This window comes from Mycolicibacterium rhodesiae (assembly GCF_002086695.1).
Taxonomy (GTDB): Bacteria; Actinomycetota; Actinomycetes; order Mycobacteriales; family Mycobacteriaceae; genus Mycobacterium; species Mycobacterium rhodesiae.
The window spans coordinates 286311-308931 of record NZ_MVIH01000006.1 but is presented as its reverse complement, the minus strand read 5'-3'; the positions used below and the strand labels follow the sequence as shown (position 1 = coordinate 308931).

The following is a 22621-nucleotide window of genomic DNA, read 5'->3' as shown; positions in this document are numbered from 1 at the left end:
GACGTGACTACTGACGCACCGTTCGACGTACTCGCCATCGGGCGCAGTGGCGTCGACATCTATCCGCTGCAGATCGGCGTCGGTCTCGAACGCGTGGAATCCTTCGGCAAGTTCCTCGGCGGCAGCGCAGCCAACGTTGCGGTGGCCGCCGCCCGACTGGGTAACCGATCCGCGCTGATCTCCGGAGCGGGCGCAGATCCGTTCGGCCGGTTCGTCCGTGACGAGCTGGCCCGCCTCGGCGTGGACAACCGTTACGTCACCGTCCACCCGGACTACCCGACGCCGGTGACGTTCTGCGAGATCTTCCCGCCCGACGACTTCCCGCTGTACTTCTACCGCAAGCCGTCGGCACCCGATCTGCAGATCACCGCCGCCGACATCGATCTCGACGCCGTGCGCAATGCCCGGCTGTACTGGTCAACGGTGACCGGACTCTCCGAAGAGCCAAGCCGCGGCGCGCATTTCGCTGCGTGGGAGGCCCGTGGGGCGAGCGAAGCGACGGGGAATAAGGACAGCCGCATGCCGTTGACGGTGCTCGATCTCGACTACCGGCCGATGTTCTGGGACTCCCCCGCTGCGGCCGCCGCGCAGGTTCAGCGTGCCCTGGCCTACGTCACCGTGGCGGTCGGCAACCGCGAAGAGTGCGAGATTGCCGTCGGGGAAACCAACCCGCACAAGGCCGCCGACGCACTGCTCGATCTCGGCGTCCAGCTGGCGATCGTCAAGCAGGGCCCGCGCGGGGTGCTCGGCAAGACTCGCAGCGCCTCGGTGACGGTGCCCCCGGTGGACGTTGACGTCGTCAACGGACTCGGCGCGGGCGACAGCTTCGGCGGCAGCCTGTGCCACGGCCTGCTGCATGGTTGGCCACTGGAGAAGACGCTGCGCTACGCCAACGCCGCAGGCGCGATCGTCGCGTCCCGGCTGGAATGCTCGACGGCGATGCCGACTGCGGATGAGGTGGCAGCGCTGGCCGACCAGATGGCGGTGGAGGCGGTCAATGTCTAGCGCCTGCAAGGACTACGCGGACATCACCGATCTGCGCGCCGCCGACCCGGCCGCAATCGCGCGGGCATGGCAGGAGCGCATCACTCGGCCCGCCGTGCGAGGCAACGGACGGCTGATGATCGTCGCCGCCGATCATCCGGCCCGCGGCGCGCTGGCCGTCGGTGCACGTCCCACCGCGATGAACAGCCGCACCGATCTGCTGGACCGGCTGCGCACCGCGCTCGCCGATCCGGGGGTCGACGGGGTGCTGGCCACCTCCGACATCCTTGACGATTTGCTGTTGCTCGGTGCACTCGAGGACAAAGTGGTGTTCTCCTCGATGAACCGCGGCGGTCTGGCCGGCGCCTGTTTCGAACTCGACGACCGGATGACGGCCGCCACCGCAACATCGACTGCCGCGGCGAAGATGAACGGCGGAAAGATGTTGTGCCGCATCGATCTCAGCGATCCGGGTACGGTAGCAACAATGGCCGCGTGCGCGCAGGCCGTCGACGAACTCGCTGCGCACGGCTTGATTGCGATGCTCGAACCGTTCCTGTCCAGCCGAGTCGACGGCAAGGTCCGCAACGACCTGAGCCCGGACGCGGTGATCAAGTCCATCCACATCAGCCAAGGGCTCGGATCGACGTCGGCCTATACCTGGATGAAGCTGCCGGTCGTCGACGACATGGATCGCGTCATGGAGGCGACCACGTTGCCGACTCTCCTTCTGGGCGGGGACCCCACCGATCCCGGCGAGGCATTCGCCAGTTGGGAGAAGGCACTGTCGCTACCGTCGGTACGAGGTTTGATCGTGGGCCGCACCCTGCTCTATCCGGCCGACGACGACGTGAGCTCGGCGGTCGCCACCGCCGTGGCGATGGTGAGGTGACACAGGATGAACAGCAAGTACTACATTCCGGCCCGCAGCGCCGAGTTGCCGCTCGTCGTCGACGTGACGCCCGAGTCCGCGGGATGGGCCGAGTCCTCGTTACGTGTGGTGGAACTGGACGACAGCCAGACCATCGAACTGACCACCGGCCGTACCGAGGTGATGATCCTGCCGCTGGTCGGGGGCGGCAGGATCGAATGCTCCGGCGTCGGCTACGAATTATCGCCGCGAGCTTCGGTTTTCGACGGTCCGGCCGACATGGTCTACCTCGGCATCGACCAGACGTTCACGCTGAGCGGTGAGGGCCGCTTTGCAATCTGTGGGGCACGCGCCGCCCGGTCGTTTCCGAACCGCCGGGTCGCGGCAGCCGACGTGGCCGTCGAGTTGCGCGGGGCGGGCAACTGCAGCCGCCAAGTGCACAACTTCGGCACCGCAACCACATTCGAGGCCGACTCGCTGATCGCGTGTGAGGTCATCACGCCCGGTGGCAACTGGTCGAGCTACCCCGCGCACAAGCACGAGGAGAACACCGACGTCGAGACGCAGCTCGAGGAGATCTACTACTTCGAGATCGCCGACAGCCCCGCCGGCACTCCCGGCTTCGGCTACCACCGGGTCTACGGCACCCCGCAGCGCCCGATCGAGGTGCTCGAAGAGGTCCGGTCGGGCGATGTGGTGCTGGTGCCGCACGGTTACCACGGTCCGTCGATCGCCGCGCCCGGCCACCACATGTACTACCTCAACGTGATGGCCGGCTCCGGCCCGAACCGGGCCTGGCTGATCTGTGATGACCCGAACCACACCTGGCTGCGCGGCAGCTGGGAACACCAGCAGGTCGATCCCCGGCTGCCGATGGGCAGCCCCTCCGCGCAAGGAGTCTGATCGTGGTATCCACCGCGCCTAAGGCGGGCGACAAGCTCGCCGACACCGAGTCCACCGTCCGACTCACCGTCGCACAAGCCACCATTCGGTTCCTCGCCAACCAGTACGTCGAGCGGGACGGGGTGCGCCGGAAGTTCTTCGCGGGGTGCCTGGGCATCTTCGGCCATGGCAACGTGGCCGGCCTGGGTCAAGCGTTGTTGCAGGACGAAGTCGAATCGCTGGCAGCCGGCCGCCGGCCGGGTCTGAAATATGTTCTGGGCCGCAACGAACAGGCCATGGTGCACACCGCCGTCGCGTACACCCGGCAGAAGGACCGCCTGGAGGCCTGGGCCGTCACCGCCAGCGTCGGGCCCGGGTCCACCAACATGCTGACCGGTGCCGCGTTGGCAACCATCAACCGGCTGCCGGTGCTGCTGCTGCCTGCCGACACCTTCGCCACCCGGGTCAGTTCGCCCGTGCTGCAGGAGCTCGAGCTGCCGTCCTCCGGCGATGTCACTGTCAACGATGCGTTCAAACCGTTGTCCCGCTACTTCGATCGGGTGTGGCGACCCGAACAACTGCCCGCCGCCCTGCTGGGTGCCATGCGCGTGCTGACCGACCCGGTCGAGACCGGAGCCGCCACCGTGTCGATCCCCCAAGATGTCCAGGCGCAGGCCCACGACTGGCCGGAATCGCTGTTCGCCGAACGCACGTGGCACATCGCCCGACCCCTGCCGGAACGTGCGGTGCTCGCCCGGGCCGCCGAGATCATCGCCGCTGCGTCCAAGCCGCTGATCATCGCCGGTGGAGGTGTGCACTATTCGCAAGCCGAAGATGCTCTGGCCGCGTTCTGTGAGCAGACCGGCATCCCGGTCTCCGAAAGCCAGGCCGGCAAGGGGTCGCTGCGATTCGATCATCCGCAGGCGGTCGGGGCCGTCGGCTCGACGGGAACCACCGCGGCGAATGCGCTGGCCGCGGAAGCCGACGTGATCATCGGGATCGGGACCCGCTACAGCGATTTCACCTCGGCGTCGCGGACCGCGTTCAACAATCCCGACGTCCGGTTCGTCAACATCAATGTCGCCTCGCTGGATTCGGTGAAGCAGGGTGGCGTCAGCGTGGTCTCGGATGCACGGGAAGCCATCGAGGCGTTGGGCCCCGCACTGGCCGGTTACACCGTCAGTGCCGAATACCGCACCCGAGTACGCGAACTGGCGGCCGAGTGGGAGGACACCGTGTCGTCGGCGTACACCTGCGCAGACGGTGCGCCGCTCAACCAGAATCAGGTCATCGGCCTGGTCAACACGCTCTCGGATCCCCGTGACGTGGTGGTGTGCGCGGCCGGGTCGATGCCCGGGGACCTGCACAAGCTGTGGCGCACCCGTGATCGCAAGGGCTATCACGTCGAATACGGCTACTCGTGCATGGGTTACGAGATCGCCGGTGGTATCGGCGTGCGGATGGCCGACGACGACCGCGATGTGTTCATCATGGTCGGCGACGGCTCCTACCTGATGATGGCCACCGAGCTGGTGACCGCTGTCCAGGAGGGCATCAAGGTCATCCCCGTCCTGGTGCAGAACCATGGATTCGCTTCTATCGGTGGGCTTTCGGAATCGCTCGGTTCGCAGCGGTTCGGTACTGCCTACCGGTATCGAACCGATGACGGCCGACTCGACGGCGACACGCTGCCGGTCGATCTGGCCGCCAATGCCGCGAGCCTGGGCGCCGATGTCATGACGGTGGGCACGGCGGCGGAGTTCACCGACGCGGTCAAAGTCGCCAAGGCAGCCGAGCGCGTCACGGTGATTCATGTCGAAACCGACCCGCTGATCTATGCGCCCGACAGCCACAGCTGGTGGGATGTGCCGGTCAGCGAGGTTTCCAGCCTGGAATCCACCCAGGCGGCCTACCAACGGTATGCCGACTGGAAGAAAGTTCAACGCCCACTTGTCAACCCGTCCGATCGCTGAGAGGCACCCTCGGTGAGCACCATTCTCGTCGGGTCAGCACCGGACTCGTGGGGCGTGTGGTTTCCCGACGATCCGCAACAGACCCCGTACAGGCGCTTCCTCGACGAAGTCGCCGCATCTGGTTATCAGTGGATCGAGCTGGGCCCGTTCGGCTACCTGCCGACCGATCCCCAGCAGCTCTCCGATGAGCTGGCGGCCCGCAACTTGAGGCTGTCGGCCGGCACGGTCTTCGAGCACCTCCACCAGGACGACTCGTGGTCCGCGGTGTGGACGCAGATCGAGGACGTCGCGAAACTGACTGCCGCCGTTGGCGGTAAACACGTCGTGGTGATCCCGGAGATGTGGCGCGACCCGTCCTCGGGTGCCGTGCTCGAAGACCGCACGCTGACTCCTGAGCAGTGGCGCAAGAAGACCAGGGGCATGAACGAACTGGGCAGGGCGATGTTCGAGCAGTACGGGGTGCGGGCGCAGTACCACCCGCATGCCGACAGCCACGTCGACACCGAGGAGAACGTCTACCGCTTCCTCGACGGCACCGACGGCGAGTTCGTGAACCTGTGCCTGGACACCGGCCACATCTCCTATTGCGGCGGCGACAACATCGCGATCATCCGTCGCGCACCCGAGCGCATCGGCTATCTGCACCTCAAGCAGGTCGATCCGGACGTGCGGGCCAAGGTCGAAGCCGAGGATCTGCCGTTCGGCGAGGCCGTCAAGCTCGGCGCGATGACCGAACCACCGCACGGAATCCCGGACATGCCACCACTTCTCGCCGAGATCGAGAGGCTGGGCATCGACGTGTTCGCGATCGTCGAGCAGGACATGTACCCGTGCGAGGTCGATGCTCCGCTGCCGATCGCCAAGCGAACCCGCACCTACCTCGGATCCTGCGGCGTCCCGTCCGTCCGGTTCTAGTTCAGGAGACCCAAGCCATGTCTGACCTTCGTGTCGCCGTACTCGGCGTCGGCATCATGGGCGCCGACCATGTCGCCCGCCTGACGTCGAAGATCTCCGGCGCTCACGTCGCTGTGGTCAACGACTACCTCACCGAGAAGGCCGAGCAGATCGCCGCAGGCATTCCGGGTTGCCGCGTGATCGCCGATCCGCTGGACGCCATCGCCGACGCACAAGTCGACGCCGTCGTGCTTGCCACGCCCGGACCCACCCACGAGAAGCAACTGCTGGCGTGCCTGGAGCACGGCAAGCCGGTGCTGTGTGAGAAGCCGTTGACCACCGATGCGGCGACCTCGTTGGAGGTGGTCAAGCGTGAGACCGAGCTCGGAAAGCGGCTCATTCAAGTCGGTTTCATGCGCCGTTTCGACCACGAGTACGCCGCGCTGAAAGCGATGCTGGACTCGGGCGAACTGGGCCGCCCGCTGGTGCTGCACTGCGCACACCGCAACCCCGCCGTGCCCCCGTCGTTCGACAGCGCGATGATCGTGCGTGACTCGCTGGTGCACGAGGTCGACGTGACGCGCTTCCTGTTCGACGAGGAGATCGTCTCCATCCAGATCATCACGCCGTCGACCAATCCGGGTGCGCCCGAGGGGGTGGCAGACCCGCAGATCGCCATCATGCGCACCTCCTCCGGTAAGCATGTCGACGTCGAGCTGTTCGTCACCACCGGTGTCGCCTACGAAGTGCGCACCGAGGTCGTCGCCGAAAAGGGAAGCGCCATGATCGGTTTGGACGTCGGCCTGATCCGCAAGACCGCGCCGGGCACGTGGGGCGGGCAGATCACACCCGGCTTCCGGGAGCGCTTCGGCGCCGCCTACGACACCGAGTTCCAGCGCTGGGTGGACGCGGTGCGTAGCGGGTCATCGACCGGAAATTACACAGACGGCCCCACCGCATGGGACGGCTACGCCGCCGCCGCGGTGTGTGAAGCCGGCGTCGAATCGCTGCGGAGCGGCCTCCCGGTTGAGGTCCAGATGGTGGCGCGCGATTCGATCAAGGGCGCCTGAGCAGCGCTACCAGTTGGCGACGATGACGAAGCATGCCGCGAAATACCGAGCCTGCCGGTAGTTGTTGGTCCCTGGTAACCGACACCGAGGAGCAGACCATGGCCACAACCGGCAAGGCAATCGACGGCAGCATCGCACTGGTCACGGGCGCCAATCGCGGCCTCGGCCGGGCGTTCACCCAGGCGCTGCTCGACCGCGGCGCCACCAAGGTCTACGCCGCCGCCCGCAACCCCGGCAGCGTCGCGTTCGACGATTCGCGGGTGATACCGGTCGCCCTGGACATCACCGACGCCGACGCGGTGCGCGCCGCCGCGCAGACCTGTGCCGACGTATCGGTGTTGATCAACAATGCCGGCGCCATGCTGCAGTCGCCGTTCCTGAGCGCCGAGGATCCCGATGCTGCCCGCGTCGAGATGGAGACCAACTACTTCGGCACGCTGGCGATGGCACGCGCGTTCGCTCCTGTCCTGGCCGCACAGCCGGGCGGCAGCGCGCTGGTGAACATGCTCTCGGTGGTCAGCTTCTTCGTCTCCCCCTTCAACGCGTCCTACGGGGCGTCCAAGGCCGCCGAGTGGGCGCTGACCAACGCGTTGCGCATCGAACTGCACGGCCAGGGCACCCACGTCGTCGGTGTGCACGCAGGCTTCATCGACACCGATATGGCCGCAGTGATCGAGGGACCGAAGATCGCACCCGAAGATGTCGCGGCCCAGACGATGGACGCCATCGAAAGCGGTGCACCCGAAGTCCTGGCCGACGAGCGCACCCGGATGACGAAGAACTCGGTTCCCACCGATCAGACATCGATCTATCCGGACATCCAGAAAGCCTGGGACGCCGGCAACAACCCCTGGCGGAGTTGATCACCTAGCGGGCAAGATGCCCTTCCATGGACACCACGTTTCCCGCTCCGGCGGGCCCGCTCCCGGCCTATCAAGCACGGCCGGCCGGTGACGGACCGTGGCCCGGCGTCGTGATCGTGCACGACGCGATGGGCATGACGGGTGACATCAAACGCATCACCGACCGGTTCGCCGACAACGGCTACCTCGCGATCACCCCGGCGCTCTATCACCGGGGCAATCGGCTGCTCTGCGTGGTGCGCACCCTGCAGGCGTTCAAGAACGGCAAGGGAACCGCCGTCGACGACCTCATCGCCGCCCGCGACCACCTGGCCGCCGATCCGGCGTGCAGCGGGAAAGTCGGCATCATCGGGTTCTGTATGGGCGGCGGGTTCTGCTTGGTGCTGGCACCGACCGGGCACTTCGACGCCGCCGCCCCCAACTATGGGGAATGGCCATCGGACATCTCCGCGATCCCGAACTCGTGCCCGACCGTGGCCAGTTACGGTGCCAAGGACTGGATGCTCAAGGGTGCGGCCGACAAGCTGGAAGACCTGCTCTCGACCAACGACGTGCCGCGCGACATCAAGGAGTATCCGAACGTCGGCCACTCCTTCATGAACGACTGGGACATTCCCGCGCCGATGCAGACCATCGCAGGCGTTGCCGGGATGGCCTACTCACGCCCGGAGGCCGAGGATGCCTGGCAGCGGATCTTCGCGTTCTTCGGCGAGCACCTCAACTGACGGCGGGCGAGGACTAGTGGATGAAGATGGTGTCGACGAGCACGTAGCCGGCCACTGCGAAGACCAGGTAGGCAAACCAGTGCTGTAGCCGTCGGGTGTCAAGTCTGGTACCCAGGTGCGCGGCGACCAGCGAACCGACGATGGCGGTACCGACGAACGCGCCGGTGATCGCCCAGTCGATGCCGCCCACGCTGAGATGTGAGACAAATCCCGCTGCCGAGTTGACGACGATGATCAACAGCGAGGTACCGATGGCGATCGGGATCTCCACTCCCAGCATCAGCACCAGGGCCGGAATGATCAGGAAGCCCCCACCGACGCCGAAGAGCCCGGTGAGCAAACCGACGAGGAATCCGGCGGGGATGGATCTCGGGGCGCAGCGACGCCAGTTGATTCCTGCATCGCCGACTTTGCATGCAGTGCCGGTGTCGCCGTTGTCCTGCAGCAACCGGATGCCCGCCACCACCATCACCACGGCAAAGCCGATGAGCAGAGCCGATTCAGGTAGGTGTCTACCGATTGCCGTCCCCACGAAGGTGGCGGGAATGCCGGCCGCCGCGAAGATCGCGGCCAGCCGCCACTGCACCTGCCCGGCCCTGATCTTGGGCAGCGCGCCCACCGCCGATGCGGTGCCGACCACAATGAGCGACATCGGAATGGCCTGCTCGATTCCCAGCCCGAGCACATAGACCAACGCGGGAACCGCGAGAATCGACCCGCCACCGCCGAGCAAACCCAGCAGGACGCCGATCGCTGCGCCGAGGGCCAAGGCCAGTCCGATGGTCATCAATTTCCACTCACCCGCGTGGTGTGAATTGCGCCGCGCAGTTCCGCTCGCAGGTACACCGCTGACTCACGGGCACCGAGCGCATCACGTCATCGACGTGCTGTCCGCAGCCGGCCCAGCGGGTCTTTCCGCACTCGGGACACTTCTCCGGGTAACACATGAATTCTCCTTGAATTGTTGCGATTTCGGTCAGGAACTCGCAGCGATCTTGGCGCGTACCTCGGCCATGTCGAGGCCCTTGACCCTGGCGATGAGATCTTCCAGGGCCGCGGCGGGCATCGCACCGGGCTGGCGGTAGACGAGAATGCCGTCGCGGAACGCCATGATGGTCGGTATCGCCTGTATCTCCAGCGCCGCTGCGAGTTCCTGCTCGGCTTCGGTGTCGACCTTGGCGTGCACCACGTCTGGGTGTGACTCCGAAGACCGGTCGAAGACCGGGGCGAAGGCGCGGCACGGGCCGCACCACGACGCCCAGAAGTCGATGAGCACGACGGGATTCTCGGCGACTGTTGCCTTGAAGTCGGCAGCGGTCAGCTTCTTGATTGTCATTGTGATGTCCTTTCGTTGTGTCGCAATCGAATTCTCAGGCCAGACCCTTGAGCATCAGATTCCAGTACATGAACGGGAGCCCGTATTTCTTCAGATACCAATAGGCCCGGTGTGGCGTCGTCGGATTCAGCAGCGGGAACGACGGTTCCAGCTTCAGGTCGTAATCGAACTCGGCAAGCAGCATCGCGTGCGACGAGGTGACGATCGGGCACGACGAGTAACCGTCGTACGACGCGGGTAGCGGCTGGTGCTTCAGGAACGCGTCGATGTTGGCGACAACCACCGGGGCCTGCTTGCGAATCGCGGCGCCGGTCTTGGAGTTCGGCGACGAACCGGCGTCACCAAGGCTGAACACGTTCGGGTACCGCACGTGCTGCATGGTGTGCTTGTCGATGTCGATGTAACCGGCCGCGTCACCGGTGGACAGCGGACTGGATTTGACCCAGTCCGGCGCCGACTGGCGTGGCACGGCGTGCAACACGTCGTAGGGCAGCATGGCGTCGGTGCCGCCGTCGGCGACACTGGTGATGCCAACCTTGCGCGACGCCGCGTCGACGGACGTCATCTCGGAGTTGGTGTGCAACGTGATGCCGTAGTCGGCAATGACCTTGTCGAGGCTGTCCGCAATCGCCGGAATCCCGAACGGCCGTGCCCCCGGCATCACAAGGTGGACGTCAATGTCTTTGAGCACACCCTGTTTGCGCCAATAGTCGGACGCCAGGTAGGCGATCTTCTGCGGAGCACCAGCACACTTGATCGCGCCGGAGGGAACGGTGAAAACCGCGGTGCCCGACCGCATGTTGCGGATGAAGTCCCAGGTGCGCGGCGCGAGGTCGAACCGGTAGTTCGACGACACCCCGTCGCGGCCCAGCGCTTCTTCGAGGCCCTCGGTACGGTTCCAATCCAGCTGGATGCCCGGACAGACGACGAGTACGTCGTAGCCGTAGGTCGACCCGTCGGCACACGTCACCGTGTTGTTGTCGGGATCAAAGGCGCTGGCGGCGTTCTTGATCCAGGTCGCTCCTTTGGGTATGACCGAAGACTCGTCACGCTCGGTGGTCGATGCCTTCGCCTGACCGCCGCCGACCAGGGTCCACAGCGGTTGGTAGTAGTGCTTGCTCGACGGCTCGATGATGGCGACGTCGGTGTAGCCCTTGCGGAGCATCCGCGCGGCGACGGTGATGCCGGCGGTTCCGCCGCCGACGATCAGGATTTGATGTTTGGCCGTGATGGTCATGGTGGCAGTTCTCCTCGGAAGATCAGGCGTTCTGGTGGGCTTCGTCCCAGGCGCCGTAGCCGCCCAGGATGTCGCTGACATCGGTGAAACCGTTCTTGCGCAACAGACTTGCAGCGACCGACGACCGGTAGCCGCCTGCGCAATACACGACGGTCGGCTTGGTGGGGTCCAGTTCACCCAGCCGGGTGGGCAACTGGCCCACCGGGATCGCGATGGCGTTCGGGATGGCGCCGGCCTCGACCTCACCGGGGTTGCGCACGTCCACAATTTGCAGACCGGCCACCTCGGATGCGCGCTGATCGAACGCCTGGGCGGTCAACCGGGAGGCAACGGTGACGTCGCCGCGGTTCTCGAACATCGCCTCGAAGGGCTTGTCGAGATAGCCGATCACCCGGTCGAAACCGATGCGGGCGAGCCGGTTCTTGCCTTCCAGTTCCTGACCGGGGTCGGTGAACAACACGATGTCGACATCGGAGGGCAGCACCGAGCCTGCGAACTCGGCGTACCGTCCGTCCAAACCGATGTTGACGGCGCGGCGCAGATGGCCGAGGGCGAACTCCTCGGGACTGCGCCCGTCGACCAACACCGCGCCGTTGTCGATCGCGGCCCGGACCTCGTCATAGGTCATCGCCTTGGGCATCTTGGCCTCGTCGAGCAGTTCGCGGTCCTTGCGGTTGAGGATCGCGTTGTAGACGAAGTAGCCCGGCGCCGGCGGCTGACCCTCGGTGACCAGGTTCATGAAGGTCGCCTTGTCGGGTGCCCGCAGCGCGTAGTTGGTTGCCTTCTGGTCCCCCATCGTCGACCACAGGTCGGTCGACAGGTTCTTGCCGCACGCCGATCCGGCGCCGTGGGCCGGATACACCCGGGTCGCGTCGGGCAGCGTCATCAGCTTCTCGTGCAGCGAGTCGTAGAGCTTGTCGGCGAGTTCCTCGCGGGTGAAGCCGATGGAGGCCAACAGGTCGGGCCGGCCGACGTCGCCGATGAACAGCGTGTCGCCGGTCATCACGCCGTAAGGAACGGTGTCGTCGGCGTGCTCGTAGATCACGATGCTCAACGACTCGGGGGTATGCCCGGGCGTGTGGCGAAACTCGAGTGTCACATCACCCAGCGAATAGCGCTCGCCGTCGGCGACACCCATCGACTCGAACTCTGTCTGGGCGACTGAGGAGTAGACGATTTTCGCGCCGGTGGCCTTCGCCAGTTCCAGGTGACCGGACAGGAAGTCGGCGTGGAAGTGCGTCTCGATGACCAATTCGATGGTCAGGCCCTGCTCCTTTGCGTCGGCCACATACTCGGCCACATCACGTTGCGGGTCGACAACAACTGCGCGACCGGTGGTTTCGTCGCCGATAAGGTACGAAGCGTGGGATAGGCAGTCCAGGTAGTACTGCTGCAGGATCATCGTCGTCTTCTTTCTCTCGAGAACGTGGTAGCGCCGTCGTGGCACATACCCCTACGGGTATTTCCAAGTACCCTAGGGGGTATCTTATTCCCGTGGGCTGATAATCCGCCACATCCTTCGATATGCCCCCTCCGGTATATCGAACCGATGGCCTCTGATACTGCCTGAGCTGCCCGAATGTCCCGGTGGGGCTAGTGAGAGACATGTCACAGACGCCCCGGCCGGCACTCGCGCGAGGTCGCGCACGCTGGCCACCCCGCCTGCGCAGTAGCCAAACATCTATACCCCATAGGGTATATTGAGTGGTGAGGTCCGGCGACGCGTAGATCGTTCGGCCGACATGGGAGTTCATCCCGGGGCTTTCGGCTCCGACATTGAAAGGTGATGCGTGATGGGTGTATTGGAAGTCGACCCTGGCGGCGCAATGATGCTCGTCGACAGGTCCGGCGCCCTCCTGCTCGACGTTCGCGAGGATGATGAGTGGAACGCCGGACACGCTCCCGGCGCTGTTCATGTGCGACTCGGCGATCTTGACGCGCACCTCTTCGAGCCCGCCGCTCCGATCGTTGCGGTCTGCCGCTCGGGAGGTCGATCCAGCGTGGCGGCAACCAAACTTGCCGCGGCCGGGCTAACCGTCTACAACTTGGCCGGCGGGATGGGGGCCTGGCAGCGCACCGGACACCCGGTGATTCGCGAGGACGGCGCCGCCGGCACCGTCATCTGATCGAGAAGCCTGTCGTAATCCGTTCAGACTGAGGTAAAGACACGATCGACGAAGGCCTCCGAGCCGGCTTTCCAGGCGACGATGAAGTTGCCGACGTCATCGCGGCTGATCGCCAGGCCAGGGCAGAACCAGTCCGCGCCGTCCTCGGTGAAGAAATGCGGCGATCCGACTACGCCGCGAGCGCGGCCCGCGTCCCAATCAGCCTGGACCGCAACGGACGTGGCCTCTGCGTCAAGGGGTTCGAGGCCGAACCGGGCTGCGATGGACCCGATGACCTCGGGCCGCCCGATATCAAGGCCCTCTTCGAACAGTGCATTCCGCAACGCCAACCCGACCTCTTCGACCAGCACGGGATCGCCGGCGCGGTCGGCAGCAGCGGTCAGCGCATATGCCGTCATCGACGTTTTCGGGAATGCGTCGGCGGAGAAGCCCGCGAACAGGTCGGGACGCACCGACGCGCGAAGCGCCGAGATCTCGGCAGCAACGTGGTGCCGATCAAGCGGACTGCCGTTGATCAGCTCCAGTGGCCAGGCTCGGATACGCAGGCGTGGTTCAGTGAGGCCGCGCTCGGTGCGCCGGTCGATCAGGGTCCGCAGCCCGACGTGGGTGAACGGACACAGGATGTCGGCGAAGACCTCGACGGTACGCATGGCGGCGAGAGTACCGGCCGGCTAGCAGACCGTCGGCGTCATGCCGGGTGACTCTGCGCGGCATCGGCGAACTCGCAGAACGCCGTGTAGGCACGTGCGCCGTAAATCGTTGCCGGACCACCGTGCATCATGATGCTGACACCGATGACCTCAGCGGCCTCCTGCCTGGTGGCACCCGCACGAACTGCTCCGCGGGCATGCGATGCAATGCATCCATCGCACCCTTGGACGACTCCGATCACCATCGCCATCAGTTCCTTGACCTTGGCCTCGACCGCACCGGTACCCATCGCGGCCCGGCTCAGCGCACCGAACCCCTCATATACCTCGGGAATCATCTGCCGTAACGCCCGATGTTGTGGGTTCAACTCGGTGAGCACATCGGAATGGTGACCGTGATCCGTCATAGGGCCAAACATAGGGCGCCGAAGACACCGAGCAGCAGAGACTTTCGGCCCTGATGTGATTGACAGGGAACGCATCGGCCAGGGTCCAAAGGCGGTGCCGGCGCCTCCGAGATCAGGAGCGCCGGCACCGGCTGGGACGACAGCTAACTCACAAGATGTACAGCATCTCCTGGTAGGTCGGCAGCGGCCAGAGATCGTCGGCGACAACGCTTTCCAGCGTGTCCGCGGCCGCACGCACCGCATCCATCAACGGCAACAGGCTCGCTGCGTGCTCGGCTTCTTCCTTGGCGGTGTCGCCGCCGTGCGCGCCCAGTGCTGACTTGAGTGCTGCCAACGCAGCGGTCAGCTCCGAAATCGGCGTGGACACGGTCTCCAGCAATGCGGTGTCCGCCGCCACCCCGGCTGCCTTCAGCGCCGCGACGTTCTGCGCCAACTCGGTCTGGTATCGAACGGCCGCGGGCAGGACCACCGTCGAACCCATTTCCAGCGTCAGCTTGGCCTCGACGTTGATCGTCAGGGCGTAGGTCTCGTAGCGGACCTCCTCGCGGCTGTGCAGCTCCCGCGAATTGAAGACGCCGTATTTCTCGAAGACCTCGATCGCCTCCGGAGTGACCAGCTGCGGGATGGCATCGAGGGTGGTCTTGAGATTCGGCAGGCCTCGCTCAGCCGCTTCGATCTGCCAGTTCTCCGAGTATCCGTCGCCGTTGAACACGACCGCACCGTGCTCGGTGATGATCTCGGTGAGCAGCTTCTGCACCGCCTCGTCGAAGCTCTCGCCGCCTGCGACGGCCGTCTCCAGCACGGTGGCCATGTAGTCGAGCGAGTCGGCCATGATCGTGTTGAGGATGATCATCGGGACGTTGATCGTCTGCCCCGACCCCGGCGCGCGGAACTCGAATCGGTTGCCGGTGAACGCAAACGGGCTGGTGCGGTTGCGGTCGCCCGGATCGGTCGGCAGCTCGGGCAGCGTGTCGACACCGATGTGCATGACGCCCTTGCCCTTTGACGAGGTGGCCGCTCCCTTGGCGATTTGATCGAACACGTCGGCCAGCTGATCCCCGAGGAAGATCGAGATGATGGCCGGCGGAGCCTCGTTGGCGCCAAGGCGGTGATCGTTGGTGGCCGAGGCCACCGAAACGCGCAGCAGCCCGGCGAACTTGTGCACGGCCCTGATGACGGCCGCGCAGAACACCAGGAACTGGGCGTTCTCGTGCGGGGTGTCACCCGGCACGAGCAGGCTGCCGAATTGCGCGTTGCCCATCGAGAAGTTGACGTGCTTGCCAGAACCATTGACACCGGCGAACGGCTTCTCGTGGAACAGGCATTCCATGCCGTGCTTCTTGGCGATGTTGCGGAACGTCGTCATCAACAGCTGCTGGTGGTCGGCCGCGATGTTGGCCCGCTCGAACATGGGCGCGATCTCGAACTGGCCTGGGGCGACCTCGTTGTGGCGGGTCTTGGCCGGGATGCCGAGCTTGAACAGCTCCCGCTCGGTGTCCATCATGAAGGCCAGCACCCGGTCGGGAATGGCGCCGAAGTAGTGGTCGTCGAATTCCTGACCCTTGGGCGGTTTCGCACCGAACAGCGTGCGGCCGGCGTTGATCAAGTCGGGACGAGCCAAGAAGAAGTGCCGGTCGACCAGGAAGTACTCCTGCTCAGGCCCACAGAACGACACGATGTGGTCGAAATCCTTGTGGCCGAACAGCTTCAGGATTCGCTCAGCCTGTGCACCCATCGCCTGCTGGCTGCGCAGGAGCGGGGTCTTGAAGTCGAGTGCCTCACCGGTCATCGAGACGAATACCGTCGGGATGCACAGGGTGTTGCCGTTCGGGTTCTCCAGAATGTAGGCCGGGCTGGTGACGTCCCAGCCGGTGTAGCCACGCGCCTCGAAGGTGCTGCGCAGGCCGCCGGACGGGAAGCTGGAAGCATCGGGCTCGCCCTGGATCAGGGTTTTGCCGGCGAATTCGGCGAGCGTCGCGCCGTCGTTCACAGGCTCCAGGAAGCTGTCGTGCTTTTCGGCGGTGAGACCGGTCATCGGGTAGAAGACGTGCGCGTAGTGGGTCGCGCCCTTCGACAACGCCCAGTCCTTCATCACCGAGGCGACGGCATCGGCGACGGCCGGATCGAGCTTCGCGCCCTTCTCGATGGTCGCGACGACCGACTTGTACACCGACTTCGGCAACCGCAGCCGCATTTCGGCCAGGGTGAAGACGTTGGCGCCGAAGATCTCGCCTGGCGCTTCGCCCGGATCGAAGCTGAAAGGGGGAGGCTCGTACGCCTCGACATTGACGATCGCCTGAAGGCGGGCCGCGTTTCCGCTCAACTGTCTTTCCTCTGCACCCAAGACGCCCGCGTCTGCTCGCTGGCGTGTGACCGGCCCACGTTAGGTCGCTTCCATGCCGATCTCGTTACGCCTGCGTCAACGACAGAATGCGGCCTGATCCGCAACAACTTCTCGCAAACCCAGTATGGGCAAATAAGCACCGGGTGCAACTTCACTTTCTGCACGTAGACCAGCTAAAAATTAAATATTGACGAGATGCCAAATTTTTGTTCAGCAAGGATTCAAACGTCGTATACCGGGTACAGGGAGATTTAAATTCAACCTCTGGGGGGTCGTTATGTTTCGAACAACCGTCATCGCACCGTTAGCCGTCTGTGCCGTCGTCGCGGGTGCGTCGCCACTCGATCTGTACGGTTCGCCGATCTCGTCGGCGCCCTCACGCACGGCTGCGTTCCAACTGGCCAGCCTGGACAGCGCCGCCTGGAGCAACACACTGCCGCCGACGTCGGCCGCTGCAGTGCCCAGCGTGTCGTTGCCGTTCGGCCTGCCACAGGTTTTGGCGATCATGACGGCGCTCGCCGCGTTCAACCCAGACGCTGCCGCGACGATGCAGTTCATCAACACCGAGTTGCTCGATCAGTTGGCTCAAGGCACGCCGCTGGGCGAGGCGATGGTCAATGTCAGTCTGCTCCTGTCCCCACCGGTCGGCGGCGACCTGAGCTCACCACTGTCGGGCATTCTGACGCAGATCGGCCCGATGATTGCGTTGGCGCCCACCGTGATCGGCGGCGCAATAACAGTTCTGGCGGCCATTCCCGAGGCGGCGCTACCGGTCGTCGGGGCGGTGGTGGATGCCTTCATCAAGACCGCCGCCGCAGCCGGTTCGGACGGACTCGGCGCTGCCATACAGGCCGGTATCACGGAGGTGATGACCGCGGCCGCCCAGGGCATCGCCATGATGGTCGATGTGGTCAAGAACGTGCTGCACTCCATCTCGGCCACCCTGACCGGCGGATCCGCCTCGGCAGCCGTGGTCCCGGCCGCGGCCCGAGCCCTCCGCGCTCCGAGCGGCCTGCCGGCAGCCGGCGACGCCACCAAGGTCGACACCAGCACCACGCGCGTCTCCGCCTCCGCCACGTCGGCGCGAGGGGTCGCCGGGCCGCGCGCCAAGCACTCGTCTGCCGCTGCGGCGTCCGCGACGGCCACGGCCAACAGCCGGCCCACCGGTTCGACTCGGGCGTCCGGCACGCGCGACGCCCGCCCGGCAGGCACCAAGGGGACCGCCAAGTCCGCCCGTTAGTGTCGGCCGCCGGCACCGCGGCCTAGATTTGAGGGCATGAGCACCGGCCGCGACATCCCCGCCGACTACGACGAACACGCGGTCGACGTCAGCGAACCCAAAGACGAGGCCGCCGGGGTCAAGGCGGTGGTGGTGACTATGCAGCGCGCCCTGGAGCAGATGGGCCCTCTGCGCACCCTTTCCACCCTGGTACGAATCAACCAGCGCCATGGTTTCGACTGCCCGGGGTGCGCATGGCCCGAGGAGCATGGCGGCCGCAAGCTCGCCGAGTTCTGCGAGAACGGAGCCAAGGCGGTGTCCGAAGAGGCCACCAAGCGCCGGGTCACGCCGGAGTTCTTCGCCCGCCACTCGGTCGACGAGCTGGCCGCCAAACCCGAGTACTGGCTTTCGCAGCAGGGACGGCTCACCCACCCGATGGTGTTGCGGCCCGGCGATCAGCACTACCGGCCGATCGAGTGGGAGGACGCCTACCGGCTGATCGCCGACCACCTCAACGGGCTCGCGTCCCCGGACGAGGCGGTGTTCTACACCTCAGGACGCACCAGCAACGAAGCCGCGTTCCTCTACCAACTGCTGGTGCGCAGTTTCGGGACCAACAATCTGCCGGACTGCTCCAACATGTGCCACGAGTCATCGGGCACCGCGCTGATGGATTCCATCGGCGTCGGCAAAGGGTCGGTGACCGTCGACGATATCGAGCACGCCGACGTGATCGTGATCGCCGGACAGAATCCCGGCACCAACCATCCACGGATGCTGTCGGTGCTGGAAAAGGCGAAAGCCAACGGCGCCAAGATCATCGCCATCAATCCGCTCCCCGAGGCCGGACTGATCCGGTTCAAGGATCCGCAGAAGGTCAACGGTGTGGTGGGTCACGGGGTACCGATCGCCGACGAGTTCGTCCAGATCCGCCTCGGTGGCGATCTGGCGTTGTTCAAGGGGCTGGGCCGACTGCTGGTGGAGGCCGACGATCGGGCCCCCGGCAGCGTGATCGACCGCGAGTTCGTCGACGCGCACTGCCACGGCTTCGACGAGTACCTCGCCGAAGCCCGCAGGGTGGACCTCGACAGCGTCACCGAAGCCACCGGCATCGCCCGCACGCAGTTGGACAAGGTCGCCGGTCTGCTCGCGGCGTCGCAGCGCACGATCGTGTGCTGGGCCATGGGTATCACCCAACACACCCACGCGGTGGCCACGATCGCCGAGATGACCAACCTGCTGCTGCTGCGCGGCATGATCGGAAAGCCCGGGGCGGGCGTGTGCCCGGTGCGCGGTCATTCAAACGTCCAGGGCGACCGCACGATGGGGATCTGGGAGAAAGCGCCCGAACAGTTCCTTGCCGCGCTCGACACCCGATTCGGCATCGCCAGTCCCCGCAAACACGGCTTCGACACCGTCGACGCGATCCGGGCGATGCGGGACGGCCGCGCCTCGGTGTTCCTCGCGATGGGCGGAAACTTCGCGTCGGCCACCCCGGATACCGCGGTCACCGAATCTGCGCTGAGCACCTGCGCGCTGACCGTCCAGATATCGACGAAACTCAATCGCAGCCACGTGGTGCACGGCCGCACGGCGTTGATCCTGCCCACCCTGGGCCGTACCGACCGCGACCTGGTGAACGGTCACAAACAGGTTGTCTCGGTTGAAGATTCGATGTCCATGGTGCATCTGTCCCGCGGTAGCCTGACACCGCCCAGCGACCAGGTCCGCAGTGAGGTCGCCATCATCTGTCAGCTGGCCCGCACCGTGCTGGGCGCCGATCACCCGGTCCCGTGGGAGAGCTTCGCCGCCGACTACGACACGATCCGCGATGCGATCGCCGCGGTGGTGCCTGGCTGCGCCGACTACAACACCCGGGTGCGTCAGCCCGATGGCTTCCAATTGCCCCATCCACCACGGGATTCCCGTGAGTTCCCCACCGTGACGGGCAAGGCGAACTTCGCGGTGAACCCGATGCAGTGGGTGCCGGTACCGCCGGGGCGGCTGGTGCTGCAAACACTGCGCAGCCACGACCAGTACAACACCACCATCTACGGCCTGGACGATCGTTATCGCGGGGTCAAGGGCGGGCGCCGCGTCGTGTTCGTCAACCCCGCCGACATCGGGTCCCTCGGCCTCGCCGAAGGTGACCGTGTCGACCTGGTGTCGGAGTTCACCGACGGCGGGGGCCAATTACAGGAGCGCCGCGCCAAGGACTTCCTGGTCGTGCCGTACTCCACGCCGGTCGGTAACGCTGCCGCCTACTACCCCGAGACCAATCCCCTCGTACCGCTGGATCACGTTGCCGCCCGATCGAATACGCCGGTGTCAAAGGCGGTCGTCATCCGGCTGGAACCGGGCGGCCACAACCCCGAAGGCGGCGACGCATGGGCCGGGTGACCGCGCGGCGGCGGGCCAGCCACGTCTACGACGGCACAGCGACCGAGCGTCCGGAGACGCTTGTGGTCGAGGAGCCGCTGGAGATCCGGGTGAATGGGACACCGCTGACGGTCACCATGCGCACACCGGGATCCGATGTCGAACTGGCGCAGGGCTTTCTGCTGACCGAGGGAGTCATCGCCCATCGCGACGACGTGCTCACCGTTCGCTATTGCCGCGGCGCGGAGGCCGACGGGGTGAACACCTACAACGTCCTCGACGTGACGCTGCGCCCCGGCGTACCGATGCCGGAAGTAGACGTGACCCGAAACTTCTACACCACATCGTCGTGCGGGGTATGCGGCAAGGCCTCGATCGACGCGGTGCGACTGACCAGTCAGCACTCCCCCGGCGACGACCCGTCGACGGTCGAGGCTGCGGCACTGACCGCGATGCCGGACCAACTGCGCTCGGCGCAAAAAGTTTTCGCCAGCACCGGCGGACTGCACGGTGCGGCCCTGTTCACCACGGGCGCCGCGCTGCTCGCCGTACGCGAGGACGTCGGCAGGCACAATGCCGTCGACAAGGTCATCGGGTGGGCGTTGGAAACCAACCACATCCCGCTGGGCGGCACCGTGCTGCTGGTCAGCGGCCGCGCGTCATTCGAACTGACCCAGAAGGCGGTGATGGCCGGCATCCCGGTGCTGGCCGCGGTGTCCGCGCCGTCCTCCCTGGCCGTCGACCTCGCCACCCAGTCGGGGCTGACGCTGGTCGCGTTTCTGCGTGGTGAGTCGATGAACGTCTACAGTCGGGCCGACCGCATCCGTCACTGACCGGCGTCAGTTGTTCCCGGGAATCGCCGTCGGCGGCGGCGGGGCCTTCACCGTCGGCGAGAAGCTATTGGGTCCGCCGCCGTCCGAGCCCTTTTCCGTCGGAGATGGTGACGGCGGCACGCTCGTGCTGGCCGGCGTCGTGGTGGTGGTCGTTGTCGTGCTGGTCGTCGGCGCAGGCTTCTCGTTGGAGCCACAGGCCGTGGTGATACCCAGCATGGCAACAGTGACGGCTACCGCGGCCACCGCAGATCGGTGGCGGAGTGTCTTCATGTACAGACGGTACGACGCCTAGGCAGACTTGTCGCGGCGCTCGGGACGCGCAGGCTTGCGCGGCACGATCGTCGGCAAGACGTTGTCCTGGACGGTCTCCTTGGTCACGACGACCTTGGCGACGTCGTCGCGGCTCGGGATGTCGTACATCACCGGCAGCAGGACTTCTTCCATGATCGCGCGCAGACCGCGGGCACCGGTGCCGCGATGGATCGCCTGATCGGCGATGGCGTCGAGCGCGTCGTCGGCGAACTCGAGCTCGACCCCGTCCATCTCGAACAGCCGGGTGTACTGCTTCACCAGGGCGTTCTTCGGCTGGGACAGGATCTGCACCAACGATTCCTTGTCCAGGTTCGTCACCGACGCCACCACCGGCAGACGACCGATGAACTCCGGGATCAGCCCGAACTTGATCAGATCCTCGGGCATCACCTCGGCGAAGTGGTCCTGGGTGTCGATCTCGGCCTTGGACTTCACCTCGGCACCGAAGCCCAGACCACGCTTGCCGACGCGGTCGGAGACGATCTTCTCCAGCCCGGCGAACGCACCCGCAACGATGAACAGCACGTTCGTGGTGTCGATCTGGATGAACTCCTGATGCGGATGCTTGCGGCCGCCCTGGGGAGGAACCGAAGCCTGGGTGCCCTCGAGGATCTTCAGCAGCGCCTGCTGCACACCCTCGCCGGACACGTCGCGCGTGATCGACGGGTTCTCGCTCTTGCGGGCGATCTTGTCGACCTCATCGATGTAGATGATGCCGGTCTCAGCGCGCTTCACGTCGTAGTCGGCGGCCTGGATCAGCTTGAGCAGAATGTTCTCGACATCCTCGCCCACATACCCGGCTTCGGTCAGCGCGGTGGCGTCGGCGATCGCGAACGGCACGTTGAGCATCTTGGCCAGCGTCTGCGCCAGGTAGGTCTTGCCGCAGCCGGTCGGGCCGAGCATCAGGATGTTGGACTTGGCCAGCTCCACCGGCTCGGCGCGGGAGTCACGGTGCTTCTCCTGAGCCTGGATGCGCTTGTAGTGGTTGTAGACGGCGACGGCCAGCGTGCGCTTGGCGGTGTCTTGCCCGATGACGTAGTTCTCCAGGAACTCGCGGATCTCAGCCGGCTTGGGCAGCTCGTCGAGTTTGACGTCGTCGGCGTCGGCCAACTCCTCCTCGATGATCTCGTTGCAGAGATCGATGCACTCGTCGCAGATGTAGACGCCCGGACCCGCTATGAGCTTCTTCACCTGCTTCTGACTCTTACCGCAGAACGAGCACTTCAGCAGGTCACCGCCGTCTCCGATACGCGCCATGGTGGTGGGGTCCTACTTTCCTTCGCCGGGTCTTCGATCGTAGCTATCAAGTCCGCGTTGGGCTCTGTCCCGACGCTACCCGCTTGCTCCGCCGCGGTGCGACAGATAAAGACGAATCGCGCCAGTGGTATTCGTGCGTGATGGTGAACATATCCCCTGACACCGCTCTCGTCGCCTCGGAACGCGCTGCCGTGTTTTTGGCGTGTCGCCGCCGTTACCGAACCGAGAGGCGTTGAGCTGCGCCGACCGTGGAGTTTCG

The 22621-nt window shown here is 65.5% G+C and carries 22 protein-coding genes; 12 read left to right on the top strand and 10 right to left on the bottom strand.

What is annotated here, in order from left to right; genetic code table 11:
- Window positions 1–3 precede the first annotated feature (3 nt).
- From iolC to BST42_RS15870, 8 genes are all read left to right on the top strand, one after another.
- Window positions 4–1005: a 5-dehydro-2-deoxygluconokinase gene (gene iolC / locus BST42_RS15905; RefSeq protein WP_083120255.1), complete on the top strand. Its 1002-nt coding sequence runs from the start codon at window positions 4–6 to the stop codon at window positions 1003–1005.
- Window positions 998–1876 carry a Cgl0159 family (beta/alpha)8-fold protein gene (locus tag BST42_RS15900; protein ID WP_110918629.1) on the top strand — a complete coding sequence of 293 codons (879 nt, stop codon included), beginning with the start codon at window positions 998–1000 and terminating at the stop codon, window positions 1874–1876. The genes iolC and BST42_RS15900 overlap by 8 nt, the downstream gene beginning before the upstream one ends.
- 6 nt (window positions 1877–1882) lie before the next feature.
- Window positions 1883–2758, top strand: coding sequence for a 5-deoxy-glucuronate isomerase (gene iolB / locus BST42_RS15895; RefSeq protein ID WP_083120253.1), 876 nt, complete (start codon window positions 1883–1885; stop codon window positions 2756–2758).
- 2 nt (window positions 2759–2760) lie between these two features.
- Window positions 2761–4710, top strand: coding sequence for a 3D-(3,5/4)-trihydroxycyclohexane-1,2-dione acylhydrolase (decyclizing) (iolD, locus tag BST42_RS15890; protein WP_083120252.1), 1950 nt, complete (start codon window positions 2761–2763; stop codon window positions 4708–4710).
- Window positions 4711–4722: 12 nt separating this feature from the next.
- The gene (locus tag BST42_RS15885) at window positions 4723–5625 is read left to right on the top strand and encodes a sugar phosphate isomerase/epimerase family protein (RefSeq protein ID WP_083120251.1); all 903 of its coding nucleotides are present in this window, start codon (window positions 4723–4725) and stop codon (window positions 5623–5625) included.
- Window positions 5626–5642: 17 nt separating this feature from the next.
- Complete coding sequence (locus tag BST42_RS15880; RefSeq protein WP_083120250.1) at window positions 5643–6674, top strand: Gfo/Idh/MocA family protein; 1032 nt, start codon at window positions 5643–5645, stop codon at window positions 6672–6674.
- Window positions 6675–6772: 98 nt separating this feature from the next.
- Window positions 6773–7537 carry an SDR family oxidoreductase gene (locus BST42_RS15875; protein WP_083120249.1) on the top strand — a complete coding sequence of 255 codons (765 nt, stop codon included), beginning with the start codon at window positions 6773–6775 and terminating at the stop codon, window positions 7535–7537.
- Between the two features lie 26 nt (window positions 7538–7563).
- Window positions 7564–8262, top strand: coding sequence for a dienelactone hydrolase family protein (locus BST42_RS15870; RefSeq protein ID WP_083120248.1), 699 nt, complete (start codon window positions 7564–7566; stop codon window positions 8260–8262).
- 13 nt (window positions 8263–8275) lie between these two features.
- Here BST42_RS15870 and BST42_RS15865 read toward each other — a convergent pair whose 3' ends face one another.
- The 5 genes from BST42_RS15865 to BST42_RS15850 are packed head-to-tail and all read right to left on the bottom strand — an operon-like array spanning window position 8276 to window position 12237.
- Window positions 8276–9049 (bottom strand): sulfite exporter TauE/SafE family protein, encoded by a 774-nt coding sequence (locus BST42_RS15865; RefSeq protein WP_083120247.1) that lies wholly within the window; start codon window positions 9047–9049, stop codon window positions 8276–8278.
- 10 nt (window positions 9050–9059) lie between these two features.
- Window positions 9060–9209, bottom strand: coding sequence for a DUF8730 family Cys-rich protein (locus BST42_RS30515; protein WP_494337761.1), 150 nt, complete (start codon window positions 9207–9209; stop codon window positions 9060–9062).
- 29 nt (window positions 9210–9238) lie between these two features.
- Window positions 9239–9598, bottom strand: coding sequence for a thioredoxin (gene trxA / locus BST42_RS15860; RefSeq protein WP_083120246.1), 360 nt, complete (start codon window positions 9596–9598; stop codon window positions 9239–9241).
- A 34-nt stretch (window positions 9599–9632) separates the two neighbouring features.
- On the bottom strand, window positions 9633–10835 hold the full coding sequence (locus BST42_RS15855; RefSeq protein ID WP_083120245.1) for an NAD(P)/FAD-dependent oxidoreductase: 1203 nt from the start codon (window positions 10833–10835) through the stop codon (window positions 9633–9635).
- 22 nt (window positions 10836–10857) lie between these two features.
- On the bottom strand, window positions 10858–12237 hold the full coding sequence (locus BST42_RS15850; protein WP_083120244.1) for an MBL fold metallo-hydrolase: 1380 nt from the start codon (window positions 12235–12237) through the stop codon (window positions 10858–10860).
- A 391-nt stretch (window positions 12238–12628) separates the two neighbouring features.
- On the opposite strand from BST42_RS15850, the gene BST42_RS15845 reads away from it, so the two are divergent.
- A complete protein-coding gene (locus tag BST42_RS15845) occupies window positions 12629–12961 on the top strand; it encodes a rhodanese-like domain-containing protein (protein WP_083120243.1) in 333 nt (110 codons plus the stop codon).
- A gap of 23 nt (window positions 12962–12984) precedes the next feature.
- Here BST42_RS15845 and BST42_RS15840 read toward each other — a convergent pair whose 3' ends face one another.
- The 3 genes from BST42_RS15840 to BST42_RS15830 all read right to left on the bottom strand — a co-directional run bounded on the left by BST42_RS15840 (window position 12985) and on the right by BST42_RS15830 (window position 16341).
- Complete coding sequence (locus BST42_RS15840; RefSeq protein WP_083120242.1) at window positions 12985–13611, bottom strand: DsbA family oxidoreductase; 627 nt, start codon at window positions 13609–13611, stop codon at window positions 12985–12987.
- A gap of 38 nt (window positions 13612–13649) precedes the next feature.
- Window positions 13650–14018, bottom strand: a complete 369-nt coding sequence (locus BST42_RS15835) for a carboxymuconolactone decarboxylase family protein (RefSeq protein WP_083120241.1) — start codon at window positions 14016–14018, stop codon at window positions 13650–13652.
- A 148-nt stretch (window positions 14019–14166) separates the two neighbouring features.
- Complete coding sequence (locus tag BST42_RS15830; RefSeq protein WP_083120240.1) at window positions 14167–16341, bottom strand: glutamine synthetase III family protein; 2175 nt, start codon at window positions 16339–16341, stop codon at window positions 14167–14169.
- Window positions 16342–16639: 298 nt separating this feature from the next.
- Here BST42_RS15830 and BST42_RS15825 point away from each other — a divergent pair, with 298 nt between their 5' ends.
- Genes BST42_RS15825 through fdhD form a run of 3 tightly spaced genes read left to right on the top strand, consistent with a single transcriptional unit; the run spans window position 16640 to window position 20793 of the window.
- Window positions 16640–17602 (top strand): hypothetical protein, encoded by a 963-nt coding sequence (locus BST42_RS15825; RefSeq protein ID WP_083120239.1) that lies wholly within the window; start codon window positions 16640–16642, stop codon window positions 17600–17602.
- A 36-nt stretch (window positions 17603–17638) separates the two neighbouring features.
- On the top strand, window positions 17639–19981 hold the full coding sequence (locus tag BST42_RS15820; RefSeq protein ID WP_083120238.1) for an FdhF/YdeP family oxidoreductase: 2343 nt from the start codon (window positions 17639–17641) through the stop codon (window positions 19979–19981).
- Window positions 19969–20793, top strand: coding sequence for a formate dehydrogenase accessory sulfurtransferase FdhD (gene fdhD / locus BST42_RS15815; protein WP_083120237.1), 825 nt, complete (start codon window positions 19969–19971; stop codon window positions 20791–20793). The genes BST42_RS15820 and fdhD overlap by 13 nt, the downstream gene beginning before the upstream one ends.
- 6 nt (window positions 20794–20799) lie before the next feature.
- Here the strand turns inward: fdhD and BST42_RS15810 are convergent, their stop codons facing one another.
- Entirely contained in the window at window positions 20800–21063 is a 264-nt protein-coding gene (locus BST42_RS15810; RefSeq protein ID WP_083120236.1) for a hypothetical protein, read from the bottom strand.
- A gap of 18 nt (window positions 21064–21081) precedes the next feature.
- Complete coding sequence (gene clpX, locus BST42_RS15805) at window positions 21082–22362, bottom strand: ATP-dependent Clp protease ATP-binding subunit ClpX (RefSeq protein WP_083120235.1); 1281 nt, start codon at window positions 22360–22362, stop codon at window positions 21082–21084.
- Window positions 22363–22621: the final 259 nt, after the last annotated feature.